The organism is Microvirga sp. BF8 (assembly GCF_059888585.1).
On the sequence record NZ_CM187619.1, the window covers coordinates 4,254,491 to 4,273,582 of the forward strand.

General features: G+C 67.3%; 19 protein-coding genes. All 19 read left to right on the top strand.

Going from position 1 to position 19,092, the window contains the following annotated elements; genetic code table 11:
• The first annotated feature begins 41 nt into the window (after positions 1 to 41).
• Positions 42 to 602, top strand: a complete 561-nt coding sequence (locus AC522E_RS20055) for a NifU family protein (RefSeq protein ID WP_500747984.1) — start codon at positions 42 to 44, stop codon at positions 600 to 602.
• A 65-nt stretch (positions 603 to 667) separates the two neighbouring features.
• Positions 668 to 1,258: a malonic semialdehyde reductase gene (locus AC522E_RS20060; RefSeq protein WP_500747985.1), complete on the top strand. Its 591-nt coding sequence runs from the start codon at positions 668 to 670 to the stop codon at positions 1,256 to 1,258.
• Between the two features lie 156 nt (positions 1,259 to 1,414).
• Entirely contained in the window at positions 1,415 to 1,777 is a 363-nt protein-coding gene (locus tag AC522E_RS20065) for a hypothetical protein (RefSeq protein ID WP_500747986.1), read from the top strand.
• Between the two features lie 204 nt (positions 1,778 to 1,981).
• Entirely contained in the window at positions 1,982 to 2,665 is a 684-nt protein-coding gene (tsaB, locus tag AC522E_RS20070; protein ID WP_500747987.1) for a tRNA (adenosine(37)-N6)-threonylcarbamoyltransferase complex dimerization subunit type 1 TsaB, read from the top strand.
• Positions 2,662 to 3,147: a GNAT family N-acetyltransferase gene (locus tag AC522E_RS20075; protein ID WP_500747988.1), complete on the top strand. Its 486-nt coding sequence runs from the start codon at positions 2,662 to 2,664 to the stop codon at positions 3,145 to 3,147. Before tsaB ends, AC522E_RS20075 begins: the two co-directional genes overlap by 4 nt.
• A 45-nt stretch (positions 3,148 to 3,192) precedes the next feature.
• Positions 3,193 to 3,648, top strand: a complete 456-nt coding sequence (locus AC522E_RS20080; RefSeq protein ID WP_500747989.1) for a Fur family transcriptional regulator — start codon at positions 3,193 to 3,195, stop codon at positions 3,646 to 3,648.
• Positions 3,645 to 4,412 carry a lyso-ornithine lipid O-acyltransferase gene (gene olsA / locus AC522E_RS20085; RefSeq protein WP_500747990.1) on the top strand — a complete coding sequence of 256 codons (768 nt, stop codon included), beginning with the start codon at positions 3,645 to 3,647 and terminating at the stop codon, positions 4,410 to 4,412. Before AC522E_RS20080 ends, olsA begins: the two co-directional genes overlap by 4 nt.
• A 282-nt stretch (positions 4,413 to 4,694) precedes the next feature.
• Positions 4,695 to 6,053, top strand: a complete 1,359-nt coding sequence (gene miaB / locus AC522E_RS20090) for a tRNA (N6-isopentenyl adenosine(37)-C2)-methylthiotransferase MiaB (RefSeq protein ID WP_500747991.1) — start codon at positions 4,695 to 4,697, stop codon at positions 6,051 to 6,053.
• Positions 6,054 to 6,161: 108 nt separating this feature from the next.
• Positions 6,162 to 7,247: a PhoH family protein gene (locus AC522E_RS20095; RefSeq protein WP_500747992.1), complete on the top strand. Its 1,086-nt coding sequence runs from the start codon at positions 6,162 to 6,164 to the stop codon at positions 7,245 to 7,247.
• Entirely contained in the window at positions 7,244 to 7,720 is a 477-nt protein-coding gene (gene ybeY / locus AC522E_RS20100) for an rRNA maturation RNase YbeY (protein WP_500747993.1), read from the top strand. Before AC522E_RS20095 ends, ybeY begins: the two co-directional genes overlap by 4 nt.
• A gap of 32 nt (positions 7,721 to 7,752) precedes the next feature.
• Positions 7,753 to 8,781, top strand: a complete 1,029-nt coding sequence (locus tag AC522E_RS20105) for a hemolysin family protein (protein WP_500747994.1) — start codon at positions 7,753 to 7,755, stop codon at positions 8,779 to 8,781.
• Positions 8,778 to 10,490 (top strand): apolipoprotein N-acyltransferase, encoded by a 1,713-nt coding sequence (gene lnt, locus AC522E_RS20110; RefSeq protein WP_500747995.1) that lies wholly within the window; start codon positions 8,778 to 8,780, stop codon positions 10,488 to 10,490. The genes AC522E_RS20105 and lnt overlap by 4 nt, the downstream gene beginning before the upstream one ends.
• A gap of 44 nt (positions 10,491 to 10,534) precedes the next feature.
• Positions 10,535 to 10,948 carry a helix-turn-helix domain-containing protein gene (locus AC522E_RS20115; protein WP_500747996.1) on the top strand — a complete coding sequence of 138 codons (414 nt, stop codon included), beginning with the start codon at positions 10,535 to 10,537 and terminating at the stop codon, positions 10,946 to 10,948.
• A 99-nt stretch (positions 10,949 to 11,047) separates the two neighbouring features.
• Positions 11,048 to 12,226, top strand: coding sequence for a methionine adenosyltransferase (gene metK, locus AC522E_RS20120; RefSeq protein ID WP_500747997.1), 1,179 nt, complete (start codon positions 11,048 to 11,050; stop codon positions 12,224 to 12,226).
• A gap of 5 nt (positions 12,227 to 12,231) precedes the next feature.
• On the top strand, positions 12,232 to 12,987 hold the full coding sequence (gene trmB, locus AC522E_RS20125) for a tRNA (guanine(46)-N(7))-methyltransferase TrmB (RefSeq protein ID WP_500747998.1): 756 nt from the start codon (positions 12,232 to 12,234) through the stop codon (positions 12,985 to 12,987).
• A 173-nt stretch (positions 12,988 to 13,160) separates the two neighbouring features.
• Complete coding sequence (gene rimP / locus AC522E_RS20130; RefSeq protein ID WP_500747999.1) at positions 13,161 to 13,808, top strand: ribosome maturation factor RimP; 648 nt, start codon at positions 13,161 to 13,163, stop codon at positions 13,806 to 13,808.
• Positions 13,809 to 13,813: 5 nt separating this feature from the next.
• Complete coding sequence (gene nusA, locus AC522E_RS20135) at positions 13,814 to 15,433, top strand: transcription termination factor NusA (RefSeq protein ID WP_500748000.1); 1,620 nt, start codon at positions 13,814 to 13,816, stop codon at positions 15,431 to 15,433.
• Positions 15,434 to 15,461: 28 nt separating this feature from the next.
• Positions 15,462 to 16,121 carry an RNA-binding protein gene (locus tag AC522E_RS20140; RefSeq protein WP_500748001.1) on the top strand — a complete coding sequence of 220 codons (660 nt, stop codon included), beginning with the start codon at positions 15,462 to 15,464 and terminating at the stop codon, positions 16,119 to 16,121.
• Positions 16,122 to 16,130: 9 nt separating this feature from the next.
• Entirely contained in the window at positions 16,131 to 19,013 is a 2,883-nt protein-coding gene (gene infB / locus AC522E_RS20145; protein WP_500748002.1) for a translation initiation factor IF-2, read from the top strand.
• Positions 19,014 to 19,092: the final 79 nt, after the last annotated feature.

A 19,092-nucleotide genomic window follows, 5' to 3' on the forward strand; every position in this document is an offset into this window, starting at 1 on the left:
CACCGCTCGGCCGGCCTTGAACCGGCGCAGAGGACGACACGATGTTCATTCAGACTGAAGCGACTCCCAATCCCGCGACCTTGAAATTCCTGCCCGGCCGCATCGTCATGCCGGAGGGCACCTTCGAGGCCCGCAGCGCCGAGAATGCCGGCGCCTCGCCGCTCGCGGAGCGGCTCTTCGCCGTGCCGGGCGTCACCGGCGTCTTCTTCGGCTACGATTTCATCACCGTCACCAAGGGCGACGGGGAGTGGCAGCACCTGAAGCCCTCCATTCTCGGCGCGATCATGGAGCATTTCATGACGGGCGCTCCCCTGTTCCGGGACGGTGCAGGCGTGAGCGAGGAGGATGGCGAGGAATTCTTCGACGCCGAGGACGCCCCCACCGTCGCCACCATCAAGGAACTCCTGGAGACCCGCATCCGGCCGGCGGTCGCCGGCGACGGCGGCGACATCACGTTCCGCGGCTACAGGGACGGAACCGTCTATCTCGTCATGAAGGGCGCCTGCTCCGGCTGCCCGTCCTCGACCGCGACCCTCCGGCATGGAATCCAGAATCTTCTGCGCCACTTCCTCCCGGACGTGCGCGAGGTCCAGGCGGTTTGATCCGACGGGAGGCGCTCTAGATTCAAAGCGCGGCCGCAAGCCGCGCTTTTTCTTTGGAGGTGTCCATGCCGGCCCTTCCCGACGCCGCCCTCGACCAGGTCTTCCGCGAGGCACGCACCTTCCGCTGGTGGGACGGAAGGCCCCTGGCGCCGGACACGCTCCGGGCCATCGCCGATCTCGCCAAGCTCGGGCCGACCAGCGCCAATTCCTCGCCGGGTCGCTTCGTCTTCGTGGTCTCGGCTGAGGCCAAGGAAAGGCTGCGCCCGCATCTCGACGCGGGCAACGTGCGCCAGACCATGAGCGCGCCGGCCACCGCCATCGTGGCCTACGATACGGAATTCTACGAAAAGCTCGCCTTCCTCGCGCCCAACAGCCCCGACGCCCGCAGCTGGTTCGCGGGCAAGCCCGCCGTGATCGAGGAAACCGCCTTTCGCAATGGGAGCCTGCAGGGCGCGTACCTGATCATGGCCGCCCGCTCCCTCGGGGTCGATTGCGGTCCCATGTCCGGCTTCAGCCGCGCGGGGGTCGACGAGGCCTTTTTCCCGGACGGCAAGATCAAGTCCAATTTCCTGATCAATCTCGGCTACGGCGTCCGCGAGAAGCTCCATCCGCGCCAGCCGCGCTTCGCCTTCGACGCGTTCTGCCGGATCGCGTGAACGGGCCGGGCGATGGCGCCCATACCTCCAATGCGGCAGGCGGGGAGCCGTGTCTCGGGCGCGCATCCGCGATAGAATTGCCTTTCAGCCGTGTGCGGGCCTGTCCGAAGGACCGGCCCGTCGTCGGGACATGTCGAGCAAGAGGCAGTTCCCATCATGGTCGACAAGACACCCGACGCGCCTGTCCACCCGCCGAGGATCGAGGCCATCTTCCGCAGCGGTTCGATCACCGCCATCAGCGTCATGGTCGGTTTCTCGCTGGGATTTCTCAGCCGCTGGGGCGGGCTTCCCGGGGAGTGGGCCAGGTCCGACGTCTTTGCGGTCTTCGCGATCACGCTCGGCATCGTGCTGCAGATCAAGTCCCTGGTCGACCTGCTGTCGGTCAAGTCCCTCATCCTGGCATCCTACGAGCGCGCGATCCGCATCTTCGTGATCGGCCTCGTCCTCGTGGCCCTCGGCGTCACCGCCGCCATCTTCGCGGAGCTCATCGGCTATGGCGGGATCGCCCTGCAGGGATGAGGAGAGGGGAGCGGGGAAACAAGTCAACGCCGAGCTTGATGGGAAAGACGCAGCGGTCACCGCGGATCCCTGTCTTCGACCCCCGTCGCTCCGCGCCGTCCCGGAATGGCGGCGGAACCGCATTGGGACGGCGTCGCCGCCGAAAACCCATTCCCTCCCGTCATGGTCTTGCTCTAAAGAGACGGGATCAGACGGAGACGAAGGTTGCGCATCCTTGCTATCGATACCGCGCTCAGCGCCTGCTCGGCCTGTCTTTACGAGACCGGGGCCTCGGAGCCGCTCGTCCGCGAGACCATCCCCATGGAGCGCGGCCACGCGGAAGCCCTGCTGCCCCTGATCGACCGGGTGGTCTCCCAGGTGGATGGCGGCTTCGGCACCCTGAGCCGGGTCGCCGTCACGGTCGGCCCCGGCAGCTATACGGGCCTGCGGGTCGGCATCGCCGCGGCGCGGGCGATCGGGCTCGCCGCCGGCATCCCGGTGGTCGGGGTCGCGACGCTCTCCGCCTATCTCGCGCCGCTCATGACCGGAGAACGGCGCGGGCTGTTCACGGCCGCCATCGATGCCAAGCACGGGCAGATGTACATCCAGGCCATCGGCGCCGGCGGGCGCGCCATCATTCCCCCGGGCGTCATGGGCTACCGGGAGGCCGTGCGGCTCCTCGGCTCCGGGCCGATCCTCGTCGCGGGCACCGCCGCGTCGGCGCTCGCCGCGGAGGCCCGGGCACAGGGGGTGGAGGTGATCGCCATCGACGATTCGCCGGGCCCGGACATCGCCTGGGTCGCCCGGATCGGCGCCATGGCCGATCCCGCTCAGGCCCTGCCCAAGCCGCTCTATCTCCGCGAGCCCGACGCCAAGCCGCAGGACGGGGCGCGAATCGCCCGGCGATGAGCCTCCTCGACCGCTTCATGAAGCCCTCCGGCTTCCGGATCGCTCCCATCGGGACGGAGACGGCCGCCCGTCTCGCCGCCATCCACGCGACCGCCTTCGCGAGGCCCTGGAGCAGCCTCGACTTCGCACGGCTCCTGGCTGAGCGGTCCCATGTCGCCGATGGCCTTTTCACCGGCCGTTCCGCGCAGCCCTCCGGATTCGTCCTGTCGCGAATCGTTCTGGACGAAGCGGAGATCCTCACGGTCGCCATCGCGCCGGGGGAGCGCGGCAAGGGTTATTCCCGCCCGCTCCTCGATGCCCATCTCGACGGCCTCTCGCACCGGGGCGTGCGCCGGATTCATCTGGAAGTCGAGGACGGCAACCAGGCGGCGCTCGCACTCTATCGCCGCCACGGTTTCCGCGAGACCGGTCGGCGGCCGGGATATTACCTTAAGGAAGACGGCTCGCGGGTGACGGCGCTGACCATGGCCCTCGACCTATAGCCCCGACTGGCTGGGTCCCCTATAAGCAACTCCAGGAGGGCAATCTTGGCGGAACGGAACAGCAAATCGGCACGAATCCGGCGGTCCGACCCGATCGAGCGGGCCTGCCGCGAGAAGGGGCTGCGCATGACCGGCCAGCGCCGGATCATCGCCCGCATCCTGGACGATGCCGCCGACCATCCGGACGTGGTCGAGCTGCACCGGCGCGCGGCCGAGGTGGACGATCGCATCTCCCTCTCCACCGTGTACCGGACGGTGAAGCTCCTGGAGCACGAGGGGATCATCGAACGGCGCGACTTCCGCGGCGGGCGCTCCCGCTACGAGCAGGCGGCGCGGGAGCACCACGACCACCTCATCAATCTCGAGACCGGAGCCGTGATCGAGTTCCATTCGGACGAGATCGAGGCCCTGCAGACCGAGATTGCCCGGAAACTCGGGTACAGGCTGGTCTATCACCGGCTCGAGCTCTACGCCGTCCCGCTGGACAAGGACGAGGCGTGAGACGCGTAGGCGGTTATGCGAGGCTTCTGCTCCTCGGTCTGCTGACCCTCGCGCTCATTCCGCTGCAGATGCTCGCCCTGCGCTGGAACTGGCCGGTCCTGCACGACGTCCCCGTCTGGTTCCACCGGACGCTGCTCGGCCTCTTCGGCGTCCGGGTGGTTGAGCGCGGCCAGCCGCCGGGGGAGGCGCCGACCCTGGTCGTGGCGAATCACGTCTCGTGGCTCGACATTCCGGTGATCGGGTCCCTGCACCCGCTCTCCTTCATCGCCAAATCCGAAATCGAGGGCTGGCCGGTGGTCGGGCTCTTCGCGAGGCTGCAGCGTTCCGTCTTCATCGATCGCCAGCGCAAAAAGGCGACGGCGGAGGTCAACGACGCCCTCGCCCACCGCCTCGTGAAGGGCGAGATCATCGTGCTCTTCGCCGAAGGCACGACGGGCGACGGGACCCGCCTGCTGCCGTTCCGCTCGTCACTGGTGGGCGCGGCGCAGACCGCCCTGATGCACGACAGCGTCGAGAAGGTTTTTCTGCAGCCGCTTGCCATTCGCTATACGCGACGCAACGGCCTTCCCGTGACCCGGCGCGAGCGGCCCTTCATCGCCTGGTATGGCGACATGGAGCTGGCGCCGCACCTGAGGCTCTTCATCGAGGGCCATCCCCTCGACGTGACCGTAACCTGGGGCGAGCCGATCCCCTTCAACGGCAACCGCAAGGAAGCGACCGCCGCCGCGGAGGCTTCGGTGCGGGCTGCGCTGAAGGCGGAATGACCGGGGTCGCCGTCGTCCGAACCTCCACCGTCATTCCGGGCCAGCTCGAAGAGCTGGGCCCGGAACCCATAGGCGCTGATGGTCCAGCATGGGGCGCCGTGGCTGCCGTAGTTCTTTATCAAGGCTGGTGGCTATGGGTTCCGGGCTCCGCTGCGCGGCCCCGGAACGACGGTGGCGACTCGAATGACAGGAGCGCGAAAGAGCCGCTATTCTCTTGTCATTCCAAAAGCCGTAAAAGGACGCTCCGTCTTCTCCTCGATCCCAAGCACAGGCCGGTCCAGCGTGAAAAAAGTCTTCGTCAAATCCTACGGCTGCCAGATGAACGTCTATGACGCCGAGCGCATGGCGGATGTTCTCGCAACGGAAGGCTACAGCGAAACCGCGGCCATGGAGGAGGCGGACCTCGTCATCCTCAACACCTGCCATATCCGCGAGAAGGCGGCGGAGAAAGTCTATTCCGAGCTCGGCCGGGTCCGCGAACTCAAACAGGAGCGCGCTGGCCAGGGCCAGGAGACCAAGGTCGTCGTCGCCGGCTGCGTCGCCCAGGCCGAGGGCCGCGAGATCCTGAACCGGGCTTCCGTAGTGGACGTGGTGGTGGGGCCGCAAAGCTATCATCACCTGCCGGAGCTTTTGAAGAAGGCGCGCACCGGGCGCGTCGTCGATACGGATTTCCCCATCGAGGACAAGTTCGACCATCTGCCCCAGCCGAGCCGCGCGAAGACCGTGAGCCGCGGGGTCTCGGCCTTCCTGACGATCCAGGAGGGCTGCGACAAGTTCTGCACGTTCTGCGTGGTCCCCTATACCCGCGGCGCCGAGGTCTCGCGGCCGGTGGCCAGGATCCTCGACGAGGCCGTCCGCCTCGCGGAGGCGGGGGTCAGGGAGATCACCCTGATCGGCCAGAACGTGAACGCCTATCACGGCGAGGGCCCGGACGGGAAAACCTGGTCCCTGGGCCGCCTGCTGCATCGCCTCGCCGACGTGCCGGGCATCGCCCGGCTGCGCTACACCACCAGCCATCCCCGCGATATGGACGAGGAGCTGATTGCCGCCCATGGCGACCTGCCGGCGCTGATGCCCTACCTGCATCTGCCGGTACAGTCGGGCTCCGACCGGATCCTCGAGGCCATGAACCGCAGGCATACGGGCGACGAGTACCGCCGCCTGATCGACCGCATCCGCAAGGTCCGGCCCAACCTGGCCCTGTCCTCGGACTTCATCGTCGGCTTCCCGGGCGAGACGGATGCGGATTTCGAGGACACCATGCGGCTCGTGGCCGATATGGGCTTTGCCAGCTCCTTCTCCTTCAAGTACAGCCCGCGCCCCGGCACTCCCGCGGCGGAGATCGCGCAGCAGGTTCCCGAGCCGGTGAAGGCGGAGCGGCTGGCCCGCCTGCAAAACCTGTTGGAAACCCAAAGACAGGCTTTCAATCACGGAACCGTCGGCCAGACTCTCGACGTTCTCCTCGAGAAGCCGGGCCGCCATGCGGGGCAGATGGCGGGCAAGTCCCCCTACCTGCAGCCGGTCCATTTCGAGAGCGACGCTCATCGGATCGGCGAGATCGTGACGGTCCGGATCGTGCGGGCCGGATCGAACAGCCTGTTCGGGGAATGGATCCGTCCCGGAGACCGGGCGGCCGCCTGACCGGCGGAATGCGGATTCGCCGAAAGGGCGGCGCGGCGGGGAAGACTTTGAGGGGACGATCTGCGACGATCCGTGTCGCACGCCGTTCCGGAGCATGAGGAGAGCCATTTGAGGCAAGCGGACAACGTGACCGCACGAGCGCAGAAGGGCCGCAATCCCGCCACTCTGCATCCCGGCGTCGAGGAAGAGGCCGAAATCATCCTCACCTTCGAAGACAACCGCCTCGCCAGCCTCGTCTTCGGGCAATACGACCAGAATCTCGCCCATCTCGAACGCCGGCTGAACGTCGTCGCCATCGCCAATGGCAACCGGGTCACCGTCAAGGGCACGCCGGAGGGCTCCGAGCTGGCGCGCCGTGTCCTCGAGGGCCTCTACGAGCGGGCCCGCCAGGGCGTGACGCTTGCGCCCGGCGACGTCGACGGCGCCATCGAGGAGAGCACCCTGCAGGGCAGTCTCTTCCCGGCCGAGGAGGAGCCGGCCCTGCCGGGCGTGACCGCCTTCGACCAGATCGCCACCCGCAAGCGCGGCCCGGTCCGGGCCCGCAACGCCGCGCAGAACGCGTATATCAAGGCCCTGAAGCAGCATGAGCTCGTCTTTGCGGAAGGTCCCGCCGGCACGGGCAAGACCTGGCTCGCGGTCGGCTATGCGGTTTCCCTGCTGGAACAGGGCCAGGCGGACCGCCTGATCCTGTCGCGGCCAGCGGTCGAGGCAGGGGAGCGGCTCGGCTTCCTGCCCGGCGACATGCGTGAAAAGGTCGATCCCTATCTCCGCCCGATCTACGACGCGCTCTACGATTTCATGGAGGCGCGGCACGTGGACAGGGGCCTCCAGACCGGCATGATCGAGATCGCGCCGCTCGCGTTCATGCGCGGGCGCACGCTCACCAACGCGGTGGTGCTTCTCGACGAGGCCCAGAACACCACCACCATGCAGATGAAGATGTTCCTGACCCGCCTCGGCGAGGGTTCGCGCATGATCATCAACGGCGACCCGACCCAGATCGACCTGCCGCCCGGCCAGAAGTCGGGGTTGATCGAAGCCGTGCGGATCCTCGACGGTGTCGAGGGCATCGCGCGGGTCACCTTCAAGGAGCAGGACGTGGTGCGCCACGACCTCGTGCGCCGCATCGTCACCGCCTATGACGCCGATGCCCGCAGGGATCAGCTCCGCAAGGACCAGGACCGCCGGCCGTGATCGTCCTCGACACCATGGTCGAAGCAGGCGACTGGGGCGGCCTCGAGGACGCGGAGGCCCTTGCGCAGCGCGCCGCCGAGGCAGCGGCCGCCGTGGCCGAAGGCGCGGACGAGGATGTCGAGGTCAGCGTGATGCTCACCGACGACGCCAGCATCCGCGAGCTGAACCGGCAATGGCGGGGCAAGGACAAGGCCACCAACGTGCTGTCCTTCCCGGCGCCGGAGCAGCCCGGCTTCGAAGGCCCTCGCCATCTTGGCGATATTGCATTAGCCTATGAGACATTGGTTCGCGAGGCGGAGGAGGAATCCAAGTCCCTTTCGGACCACTTTGCCCATTTGGTCGTCCATGGCGTTCTCCATCTCCTCGGCTACGATCACGAGGTCGAGGAGGAGGCGGAGGTCATGGAGGCTCTGGAGGTGAAGGCGCTCGCCACCCTTGGCATCGCCGATCCCTATCGCGATATGGCAGCGTGAGCCCGCAGGTTCATGCTGAAACTCAAGAGACAATGAACGAAGATCGAAGTCGTAGCGACCGCCCCGTCTGGACCCCTCCGGACCACGATGGGCTGCGCGACCACTGGTACGACCGGGTTCTGACCCGGCTCGGCCTGAAACCCCGCGATTCCATCCGCCACGATCTCGAGGATGCCCTCGCGGAGACTGTCCAGGACACGGATTTCTCGCCCCAGGAGAGGGCGATGCTGAAAAACGTGCTGGGCTTCCACCGCATACGCGTCGACGACGTGATGGTGCCGCGGGCCGACATCGTGGCGGTTTCCGCCGATACCAGCCTCGGCGACCTGCTCAACCTCTTCCGGACCGCCGGCCATTCCCGTTTGCCGGTCTATGGCGAGACCCTCGACGACCCGAAGGGCATGGTCCATATCCGCGATTTCCTCGACTTCATCGCCATGCGGGCCGATACCGGCAACGGCCGGCCCAAGGAGGATGAGGACGGCAATCCGCCGCCCGGCCCGAGCCTGGGGCAAGTCGATTTCTCCATGACCCTCGCTTCCGCCCAGATCCTGCGCCCGGTCCTGTTCGTGCCGCGCTCCATGCCCGCCATCGACCTCCTGGTGCGCATGCAGGCGACCCGTACCCACATGGCCCTGGTCATCGACGAATATGGTGGCACCGACGGCCTGGTCTCGATCGAGGATCTGGTCGAGATGGTCGTGGGCGACATCGAGGACGAGCACGACGACGCGGCCGCGGTCGCGGTGGTGGCGAGTTCCGACGGCACCTTCATCGCCGATGCCCGCGCCAGCCTCGACGAGGTCAAGGAGACGCTGGGCGTCGACCTGACCGAGGAGGAGGGCGCAGAGGACATCGACACGATCGGCGGCTTCATCGTGACCCTCGCCGGCCGGGTTCCGTCCCGCAACGAGCTGATCGTGGGACCGGAGAATCTGGAATTCGAGGTGCTCGACGCCGATCCCCGCCGCGTGAAGCGGCTGCGCATCCATCGCCGCAGCCCGGCACCGCTCGACGCGGCGAACGGGGTGCTTCCACCCGAAAGCACGGCGGCCGAATGACGGCGCCGGCGCGCCGCGTCGTCTTCGCAGGAGCACCGGGCCCGAAAGCGGCCTTCCCTCTTGGAATTCATCGGATGCTGCCTCTATCAAGCGACGCATCGCCGGTTGCGGAACACCGGATTCCCCTTTTCATGCAACGCGCCAGAGGGTGGCGGCGCGGTCTCATGGCCGTGGCGGCCGGGGCCGTCGGGGCGCTCGCCATGCCGCCCTTCGGCTTCTTCCCGGCCCTCGTCCTGTCCCTGACGCCGGCGATCTGGCTTCTCGACGGCTCGGCCCGCGAGTCCCCCTCCGGGACCCTGAAGGCAGCCGCGATGACCGGATGGTTCTGGGGCTTCGGCTATTTCGTTGCCGGCCTGTGGTGGCTCGGCGCAGCCTTTCTGGTGGAGGCGGACCAGTTCGCCTGGGCGCTGCCCTTCGGCGTCCTCGGACTGCCGGCCCTGCTCGCCTTCTTCCCCGCCTTCGGCTTCGCGCTCGCCCGCGCCCTGTGGATGCCGGGGGCTCCGCGAATTCTCGCCTTCGTCTTCGGCCTGACGGTCAGCGAGTGGCTGCGCGGCCATCTCTTCACCGGGTTTCCCTGGAATACGCTGGGCATGGCGCTCGGCCAGAATCTCTGGCTCATGCAGGGCGCATCCCTGTTCGGTCTCTATGGACTGACCGTCCTCGCCATCGGAATCGGCGCGGCCCCTGCCCTTCTCGGCACGGGCCGGTCGTCCCGTGAGCGCTGGACGGCGCCCGTCCTCGCCGCGGGACTCTTCCTCGCTTTGGCGGGGTTCGGCCTGTGGCGGGTTCCGACGGCCGCGGTCGCGACGGTCCCCGACGTGCATCTGCGCCTGATGCAGCCCAACCTGCCGCAGGATGCCAAGTTTCATCCCGGCAACCGGCAGGCGATCATGCGGCGCTACCTGACCCTCAGCGCCAGCCAGGCCCTGGGCATTGCGGGCACCGCGCCGCCGACGCACGTCATCTGGCCGGAATCGGCCTTTCCCTTCCTGCTGCACCGCAGCCCGGCGGAGCTCAACCAGATCGCGGAGCTTCTGGCACCGGGGACGCATCTCATCACCGGGGCCGCCCGCATGGACGATCCCCTCCCGGGAGAAGCGGTGGGCAAGTTCTTCAACGCCATCCAGGTGGTCGACGACCGCGGCACGATCCTCGGCTCCTACGACAAGGTCCACCTGGTGCCGTTCGGGGAATACGTGCCGGCATTCCTCAATGCCGTGATCAAGGCGGTCGGGCTCCGCCAGTTCGTCCAGATTCCGGGCGGATTCGAGCCGAGCCCGGTGCGGAGGAACCTCGCCGTGCCGGGACTGCCGCCGGTGGCTGCGACAATCTGCTACGAGGCGATCTTTCCCGGCGAGGTCCTGCCCGAGGGACCGCGCCCGGCGCTGATCCTCAACGTGACCAACGATGCCTGGTTCGGCCATACGCCGGGACCGTATCAGCACTTTGCGCAGGCCCGCCTCCGCACGGTCGAGGAGGGCCTGCCTCTCGTGCGCGCCGCCAACACGGGCATATCGGCGGTGATCGATCCTTACGGGCGCGTGGTGAACAGCCTGGGCCTCGGAGCGGAAGGGGCCATGGATTCCGATCTGCCCGTGGCCATTGCGCCTCCGTTCCATGCGCGTTTCGGCATGTTTGTTTTGACTGCCATGCTTCTCATCTGCTTAATGGCGTCGATTGCGCATCATCGGCGGTTTCGGCCGTTCTGAATGACCTTATTGCCGTAGCGAATTTTGCAAGGAAGCATGTGCTGATGAAGAAGTCGACCGGCTCCATCGATAAGGAAATCGGAAGCAGGGTACGCATGCGCCGTATTTCGGTCGGCATGAGCCAGGAGAAGCTCGGCGACATGCTCGGCCTCACCTTTCAGCAGGTGCAGAAATACGAAAAAGGCACCAACCGCATCAGCGTCGGTCGTCTTGTCGACATTGCCAAAATTCTTGGGGTCGACATTCATTTCTTCTTCAACGGCATCAAGAGCGGCAAGGCGGATTCGGGTTTCGCGGAGGGGGAAGGCTCGCCCTACATCTCCGAGGTGATGTCGACTCCGGAAGGCCTGCAGCTCATCCGCACCTTCACGGCGATCAAGAACGCCAAGATCCGGAAAAGCATCGTGCAGCTCGTCTCGGTGCTCGCCACCCAGGACGACGAGGAGCGTTCTTCCTAACGAACGCGTTCGCTTGACCTTTCCGTGGCTCTGCGGCATGACCATGCTCAAGAGCCTACGGCTGTAGGCGGTTTATCCATCCGCAAAGGGGCGACGGTCGTGCGGCGGTCAAGCTATCTTTTCACCAGCGAATCGGTTTCCGAGGGTCATCCGGACAAGGTCTGCGACCGCATTTCGGATTCCGTGGTCGATGCCTATCTCTCCGCCGAGCCGGAAGCCCGCGTGGCCTGCGAGACGCTGGCGACGACCAACCGGGTCGTCATCGCAGGCGAGGTGCGCGGTCCCGAATCCATCACCAAGGATCGCGTGATCGAGCTCACCCGCGAGGCGATCAAGGATATCGGCTACGAGCAGGAAGGCTTCCACTGGAAGAACGCGGACGTTTCCGTCTACCTCCATGCCCAGTCGGCTCACATCGCCCAGGGCGTCGATGCCGCCGGCAACAAGGACGAGGGCGCGGGCGACCAGGGCATCATGTTCGGCTATGCCTGCAACGAAACGCCCGAGCTCATGCCGGCGCCGATCTTCTATGCCCACAAGATCCTCGAAGACCTGACCCGGGCGCGCAAGGCAAAGGCCAACGGCGCCGCCGTCCTCGGACCGGATGCCAAGAGCCAGGTCACCGTCAAGTACGAGAACGGCCGGCCGGTCGGCGTGACGCAGATCGTGCTCTCGACCCAGCACCTGGACGAGAACCTGTCCTCCGACGACGTGCGCGAGATCGTCGAGCCCTATATCCGCAAGACCCTCCCCGCCGGCTGGGTTTCCGCAGACACGGTCTGGCACGTGAACCCGACGGGCAAGTTCGTGATCGGCGGCCCGGACGGCGATTGCGGCCTCACCGGCCGCAAGATCATCGTCGACACCTATGGCGGCGCGGCGCCCCATGGCGGCGGCGCCTTCTCCGGCAAGGATCCGACCAAGGTCGACCGGTCGGCGGCCTATGCCGCGCGCTATCTGGCGAAGAACGTCGTCGCAGCCGGTCTCGCCGACCGTTGCACCCTGCAGCTCTCCTACGCCATCGGCGTCGCAAAGCCCCTGTCGATCTATGTCGACCTGCATGACACGGGCAAGGTCGACGAGGGCAAGCTCGAATCCGTGCTCATGGACGCGATGGACCTCTCCCCCCGCGGCATCCGCACGCACCTCAGCCTCAACAAGCCGATCTATGCCCGCACCTCCGCCTATGGCCATTTCGGCCGCAGGCCCGACGCGGACGGCGGCTTCTCCTGGGAGCGGACCGACCTCGCCGACGCCCTCAAGTCCGCGCTCGTCTGATCGCCATGGCCGCCGCCTCCGAACGGGCCGGCGCCTTCTTCGGGCGCCGGAAGGGAAAGAGGCTGCGCGCCGGTCAGGACGATCTGGTCCGGACCCTCCTGCCCGCCTTGCGCGTCACGCCCGGCGTCGCGCCGGATGCGCTGTTTTCCCCTAGGGGCCAGGAAATCGGGAGCCAGGAAATCGGGAGCCAGGAAATCGGGGGCCAGGAAACCGCAGGTCCAGAATCCGGAGGCCGGGAGACCTGGCTTGAAATCGGCTTCGGCGGTGGCGAGCACCTCGCCGCCCAGGCCCGGTCCCGCCCCGATGTGAACTTCATCGGCTGCGAGCCCTTCGTGAACGGCATGGCGAAGCTCCTCGCTGTGGTCGACCAGGAAAAGCTCGGCAATGTCAGGATCTGGGACGAGGACGTCACCGATCTCCTTCCCCACCTGCCCGACGCCTGCCTCGACCGGGTCTATATCCTCTATCCCGATCCCTGGCCGAAGCGACGGCAGCGCAAGCGCCGCCTGGTCTCCGACGAGACCCTGAGCGCCTTGGCCCGCGTGATGAAGCCGGGCGCCGAACTGCGCTTCGCCAGCGACATCGACAACTATATCGGCTGGGTCCTCGCCCGGATCCTGCGGTCCCCGCACTTCCGGTGGACCGCGACGGGCCCCGACGACTGGCGCAAGCCCTATGACGGCTGGCCCGGAACCCGCTACGAGGCCAAGGCCATCCGCGAGGGGCGCGTGCCGAGTTATTTGCGGATCGTGCGGATCTGAAAAACCTGTGCCGCAGAACGGTTCTTGCATCCCGCCCGGGGAATCGCTATGTTTTGCCCTGTCAGCTCTGGTTGCAGTGTAAACTGCTGTTCGGGAGTGGGCCCCGCCGGGTCCGCTCTTTTTTATTGGTCGCAGCCGGGGCGAAGTGAATTGCGAGAGAATGCACGAAGCCCATGGCGAATGACCGTGACAAGCGTCTGGTGACAGAATCCGGCGTAGCCGCCCGGGTCGCGGCGATCGTCGAGCCGGTGATCGAGGATCTGGGCTTCAACCTGGTGCGGGTCCGGGTGACCGGCACCAATGGCTGCACGGTGCAGATCATGGCCGAGCGGCCGGACGGCACCATGTCGGTGGACGAATGCGAGACGATCAGCCGGGCGGTTTCGCCGGTGCTGGACCTCGAAGATCCCATCGATCGGGAGTATTATCTCGAAGTCTCGTCCCCTGGGATCGACCGCCCCCTCGTGCGCGGCAGCGATTTCGAGCGGTGGACGGGACACGAGGCGAAGATCGAGCTGGCCGTGCCCCTCAACGGCCGCAAGCGCTTCCGGGGCTTTCTCCGAGGCGTGACGGACGGAATGGCGGCGGTCGAGCTGCCGGACGTGAAAGAGGGCGAAGAGCGGATCGTGCATCTGCCTCTGGCGGATCTGGGCGAGGCCCATCTCGTCCTGACCGACGAGCTGATCCGCGAATCCCTGCGCCGGGGATCGGCGCCGGCGGCGGACGATGCCGACCATGACGATGACGATTCCGATGTGACGAACGCGGAGCCGGTGCCTCAGCCGCGCGGCCCGCAAAGCAAGAAATCGAAGAAGGAGTGACCTCGATGGCTGTAAGCGCCAACAGGCTTGAACTCTTGCAGATCGCCGATGCGGTCGCGCGTGAGAAGGTGATCGACAAGCAGATCGTGCTGGACGCCATGGCCGATGCCATCGCCAAGGCCGCACGCTCCCGCTACGGCGCCGAGACCGACATTCATGCGGAGATCAACCCGAAAACCGGTGAGCTCCGCCTGTCGCGGCATCTCCTCGTCGTCGACGATGGCGCCCTCGAGAACGATTCCCGCGAGATCACGCTGTCGGAAGCCCGCAGCCGGCACAATCCGGCGGCTCAGGTCGGCGACAGCATCGCCGAGACGCTGCCACCCTTCGATTTCGGGCGCATCGCGGCGCAATCCGCCAAGCAGGTGATCGTGCAGAAGGTGCGCGACGCCGAGCGCGACCGTCAGTACCAGGAATACAAGGACCGGATCGGCGAGGTCGTCAACGGCGTCGTGAAGCGCGTCGAATACGGCAACGTGATTGTCGATCTCGGCCGCGGCGAGGCCATCGTGCGGCGCGACGAGCTGATCCCGCGCGAGACATTCCGTCCCGGCGACCGCATCCGCGCCTATCTGTTCGACGTGCGCCGGGAGGCGAGAGGGCCGCAGATCTTCCTGTCGCGCACCCATCCCCAGTTCATGGCGAAGCTCTTCGCCCAGGAGGTGCCGGAGATCTATGACGGCATCGTCACCGTCCAGGCCGTGGCCCGCGATCCGGGCTCCCGCGCCAAGATCGCCGTGACCTCGCGCGACAGCTCCATCGACCCGGTCGGCGCCTGCGTCGGCATGCGCGGCTCCCGCGTCCAGGCGGTGGTGGGCGAGCTCCAGGGCGAGAAGATCGACATCATTCCCTGGTCTCCGGACCAGGCGACCTTCATCGTCAACGCCCTCCAGCCCGCGGAAGTGGTCAAGGTCGTGCTCGACGAGGAGGCCGACCGCATCGAGGTGGTGGTACCCGACGACCAGCTCTCGCTGGCCATCGGCCGCCGCGGCCAGAACGTCCGTCTCGCCTCCCAGCTCACCGGATGGGACATCGACATCCTGACCGAGGCGGAGGAATCGGAGCGCCGCCAGAAGGAATTCGCCGAGCGCACGGAGCTGTTCATGAACGCCCTCGACGTGGACGAGGTCGTCGGCCAGCTCCTCGCCTCGGAAGGCTTCCGCTCGGTGGACGAGATCGCCTACGTGGATCTGGCCGAGGTCGCCTCCATCGAGGGCTTCGACGAGGACACGGCGCGGGAGATCCAGGATCGCGCCCAGGAATATCTCGCCCGCATCGAGGCCGAGAACGAGGCCCGCCGCAACGAACTCGGCGTCGCCGACGACCTGAAGGAGATCGAGGGCGTCACCACGGCCATGCTGGTGGCTCTCGGCGAGAACGACATCAAGAATGTCGAGGATCTGGCCGGCTGCGCCACCGACGACCTCGTCGGCTGGACGGAGGGCCGGGGCCAGGAGGCGACCCGTTATGCGGGGGCGCTCGATGGCTTCGATCTGTCGCGGACCGAGGCGGAGGCCATGATCATGGCCGCCCGCGTGAAGGCCGGCTGGATCGAGGCTCCCGAGGAGCCGGTGGAGACCGAGGGCTCGGCGGAAGAAGCCGAGACCGAGGCCCAGCCCTCCTGACGGCCATGGTCGAGCGAGGTCAGCACCCGTGCCGCGGCATGAACCGGAGCGCACCTGCATCGTCACCCGCACGGTCCATCCGCCCGCGGAGCTGATCCGCTTCGTCCTGGGGCCCGACCACCAGGTCGTCCCGGATCTGAAGCACAAGCTGCCGGGCCGGGGCGTCTGGGTCACGGGCCGGCAGGATCTTGTGGAGGAGGCCGTCAAGCGCCGCCTCTTCGCCCGCGCCTTCAAGGCCGAGGTCAGGGCGCCAGAAACCCTGGCGGAGGATATCCGGCAGGCGCTCCGGACCGATTTGCGCCAGGCTCTGGCGCTCGCCAACAAGGCGGGCGCGGTGGTGACCGGCTTTCACAAAGTCGAGTCGGTTATCGCCGAAAAGCCTCTCGCTGCCCTTATTCATGCCGCAGAAGCGGCCGAAGATGGGCGAAGAAAGATCACGAACCAGTTGCGAAAACGCCTCGGCGACGCAATATCAAGCGTTCCGGTCGTCCAAGATTTGTCGAATGACGAATTGGATTTGGCATTAGGCCGGTCACATGTGATACATGCTGCCCTCGTCGCGGGCGCTGGGAGCGACGGCTTTCTGAACCGCTGGCATCGTTACCGCACCTATTGCGGCCTCGATGCCGATCAGGCTGGCCTCCAGGGCGAGACCGGCGAACCGACGATTTTGAAACCCGCAGGATAATTGAGCGGAATGAGCGATACGAAAAATCCGGGCGACAAGACACTCCATGTGTCGTCCAAGACGCTTTCACTGAAGCGACCCGTCGAACAGGGCGTGGTGCGCCAAAGCTTCTCCCATGGCCGTTCCAAGGCGGTCGTGGTTGAGACGGTGAAACGTCGCCCCGTCGGCCCCGGCGGAGCGCCTGAACAGCACAAGGCTGCGCCACCTCCGGCCGCGGCCCCGGCGCCGGCTGCGCCGAAGCCGCCACAGCCGCAGCAGGGCCGCGGACAGCGCCAGGGCGCCTCGTCGTCCAACGCGCCACGCTCCGGCGTCGTGCTGCGAACGCTCTCCGACCAGGAGCGCGACGCCCGCGCCAGCGCGCTCGCCGATGCGCGTCGCCGCGAGGAAGAAGACCGCAAGCATCAGGAAGACGAAGCCCGTCGCCGCGCCGAGCGCGAGGTAGCCGAAGCGCGTGAGCGCGAAGCCGCCGAGACCCGCAAGCGCGAGGAGGACGAGCGCCGCCGCCAGGAAGACGAGCGCAAGCGCGTCGCGGAGGATCAGGCCCGCCGCCGTCTCGGCGAGGAGGCCGCTCCGGCCGCGGCTGCCCGCCAGGGCGCCGCGCCCCAGGGCGCCCGTCCCGACAGGGGTCCCGCCGGCCGCACCGGCGAGCGCAGCTTCGGTGACCGTCCCCGTCCGGCGGGCGACCGCCCTGCCGGCGACCGCGCCGCAGGACCGCGCCCGGCCGGTGCCGGTCCGCGTCCCGGTTTCGGGGGCCCCCGCAGCGGTGGCGGCACCACCGGAGGCCGCCCGCCGAGCCTCAACCATATGGCACGCCCCGCCGCCCCGGTGGCACCGGATCCGACAACGGCGAAACCGAACACCCGGACAGCTCCGCCTGTCGCCGCCCGCGCCGTCGAGGTCGAGGACGAGGAAGGTCCGCGCGCGGTCCGGCGTCCCGGCACACCCGCGAAGCCCGTTGCCGTGCCGAAGGTCCCGAAAGCCGCGCCCGGCGAGGAAAAGCGCCGCGGCCGCCTGACCCTGACCGCGGCGACCGCGGGCGAGGACGAGCGCACCCGCTCGGTCGCCTCGTTCCGTCGTCGCAACCAGCGCCTGACTGGCCACCGCCAGGTGGAGCAGAAGGAAAAGATCGCCCGCGAGGTGACGATTCCGGAGACGATCACCATCCAGGAACTCGCCAACCGCATGTCTGAGCGCGGCGTGGACGTGATCAAGCTGCTCATGAAGCAGGGCCAGATGCACAAGATCACGGACGTGATCGATGCGGATACCGCCCAGCTCGTGGCCGAGGAACTCGGCCACACGGTGAAGCGCGTCGCCGAATCGGACGTCGAGGAAGGCCTCTTCGACACCCCGGACGTGGACGAGAACCTCGAGGCGCGCCCGCCCGTCGTGACCATCATGGGCCACGTCGACCACGGCAAGACCTCGCTCCTCGACGCCATCCGCAAGACCAACGTGGTCTCGGGCGAGGCCGGTGGCATCACGCAGCATATCGGCGCCTATCAGGTGACCTCGCCGCTCGGCGGCAAGATCACCTTCATCGACACGCCGGGCCACGCGGCCTTCACCGCCATGCGCGCCCGCGGCGCCAAGGTGACGGACATCGTCGTCCTCGTGGTGGCCGCCGATGACGGCGTCATGCCGCAGACGGTCGAGGCGATTGCCCACGCGCAGGCGGCCGGCGTGCCCCTGATCGTGGCGATCAACAAGGTCGACAAGCCCGACGCCAATCCGCAGCGGGTCCGCACCGAACTGCTCCAGCACTCGATCGTGGTCGAGTCGATGGGCGGCGAAACCCTCGAATTCGAGGTTTCCGCCAAGACCGGCCAGGGCCTCGAAACCCTGCTCGAGGGTCTGCAGCTCCAGGCCGAAATCCTGGATCTGAAGGCCAACGCGGATCGTTCGGCGGAAGGCACCGTCATCGAGGCGAAGCTCGACCGCGGCCGCGGTCCCGTTGCCACCGTCCTCGTGCAGCGCGGAACGCTGCACACGGGCGACATCGTGGTCGCCGGCGCCGAGTGGGGCCGCGTGCGCGCCCTCATCAACGATGTCGGCAGCACCGTGAAGGAGGCAGGTCCCTCGGTCCCTGTCGAGGTGCTCGGCTTCAACGGCACGCCGGAAGCGGGCGACCGCGTCGCGGTGGTCGAATCGGAAGCCCGCGCCCGCGAGGTCACCGAATACCGGACGCGCCAGAAGCGCGAGCGTCAGGCGGCCCGCATGGGCGCAGCCGGCCGCACCCTGGCCGACATGATGCGCGATCTGAAGGCCGGAGCGGGCCGCAAGGAATTCCCGCTGGTGGTCCGGGCGGACGTGCAGGGTTCGGCGGAGGCCATCGTCGGCGCTCTCGACAAGCTCGGCACGGACGAGGTCGGGGCCCGCGTGGTCCAGGCCGGCGTCGGTGGCATCTCGGAATCGGACATCACCCTCGCGGAGGCCTCGGGCGCCATCGTCCTCGGCTTCAACGTGCGCGCCCACAAGGAAGCCCGCGAGGCTGCCGAACGGGCCGGCGTCGAGATCCGCTACTACAACATCATCTACGATCTCGTGGATGACGTGAAGGCGGCGATGTCGGGCCTTCTCGCCCCGACGCTCCGCGAGGAGCGGCTTGGCGAGGCGCAGATCCTCGAGGTGTTCAACGTCTCCAAGGTCGGCAAGATCGCCGGCTGCCGCGTCCTCGACGGGGTGGTCCAGCGTGGCGCCCATGTCCGCCTGATCCGCGACAACGTCGTGATCCACGAAGGCCGGCTCTCGCAGCTCAAGCGCTTCAAGGACGACGCCCGCGAGGTCACGTCGGGCCAGGAATGCGGCATGGCCTTCGAGAACTACCAGGACATGCGCGTCGGCGACCTGATCGAATGCTACCGCGTGGAAGAAGTGAAGCGGACGCTGTAAGCACCGCTTCCGCCTTCACGCGAAGGCCTCAAATCCATGTCTCCATGGCCGGGTCATCCCGGCCATGATTTTTTGAAGG

Bases quoted from the DNA above. Each gene is read 5' to 3' on its own strand.
- rimP (WP_500747999.1), top strand. From the start codon at position 13,161: ATGGCGAATGACCGTGACAAGCGTCTGGTGACAGAATCCGGCGTAGCC.
- AC522E_RS20055 (WP_500747984.1), top strand. From the start codon at position 42: ATGTTCATTCAGACTGAAGCGACTCCCAATCCCGCGACCTTGAAATTC.
- AC522E_RS20065 (WP_500747986.1), top strand. From the start codon at position 1,415: ATGGTCGACAAGACACCCGACGCGCCTGTCCACCCGCCGAGGATCGAG.
- trmB (WP_500747998.1), top strand. From the start codon at position 12,232: ATGGCCGCCGCCTCCGAACGGGCCGGCGCCTTCTTCGGGCGCCGGAAG.
- AC522E_RS20105 (WP_500747994.1), top strand. From the start codon at position 7,753: ATGAACGAAGATCGAAGTCGTAGCGACCGCCCCGTCTGGACCCCTCCG.
- infB (WP_500748002.1), top strand. From the start codon at position 16,131: ATGAGCGATACGAAAAATCCGGGCGACAAGACACTCCATGTGTCGTCC.
- AC522E_RS20115 (WP_500747996.1), top strand. From the start codon at position 10,535: ATGAAGAAGTCGACCGGCTCCATCGATAAGGAAATCGGAAGCAGGGTA.
- lnt (WP_500747995.1), top strand. From the start codon at position 8,778: ATGACGGCGCCGGCGCGCCGCGTCGTCTTCGCAGGAGCACCGGGCCCG.
- AC522E_RS20075 (WP_500747988.1), top strand. From the start codon at position 2,662: ATGAGCCTCCTCGACCGCTTCATGAAGCCCTCCGGCTTCCGGATCGCT.
- nusA (WP_500748000.1), top strand. From the start codon at position 13,814: ATGGCTGTAAGCGCCAACAGGCTTGAACTCTTGCAGATCGCCGATGCG.
- AC522E_RS20060 (WP_500747985.1), top strand. From the start codon at position 668: ATGCCGGCCCTTCCCGACGCCGCCCTCGACCAGGTCTTCCGCGAGGCA.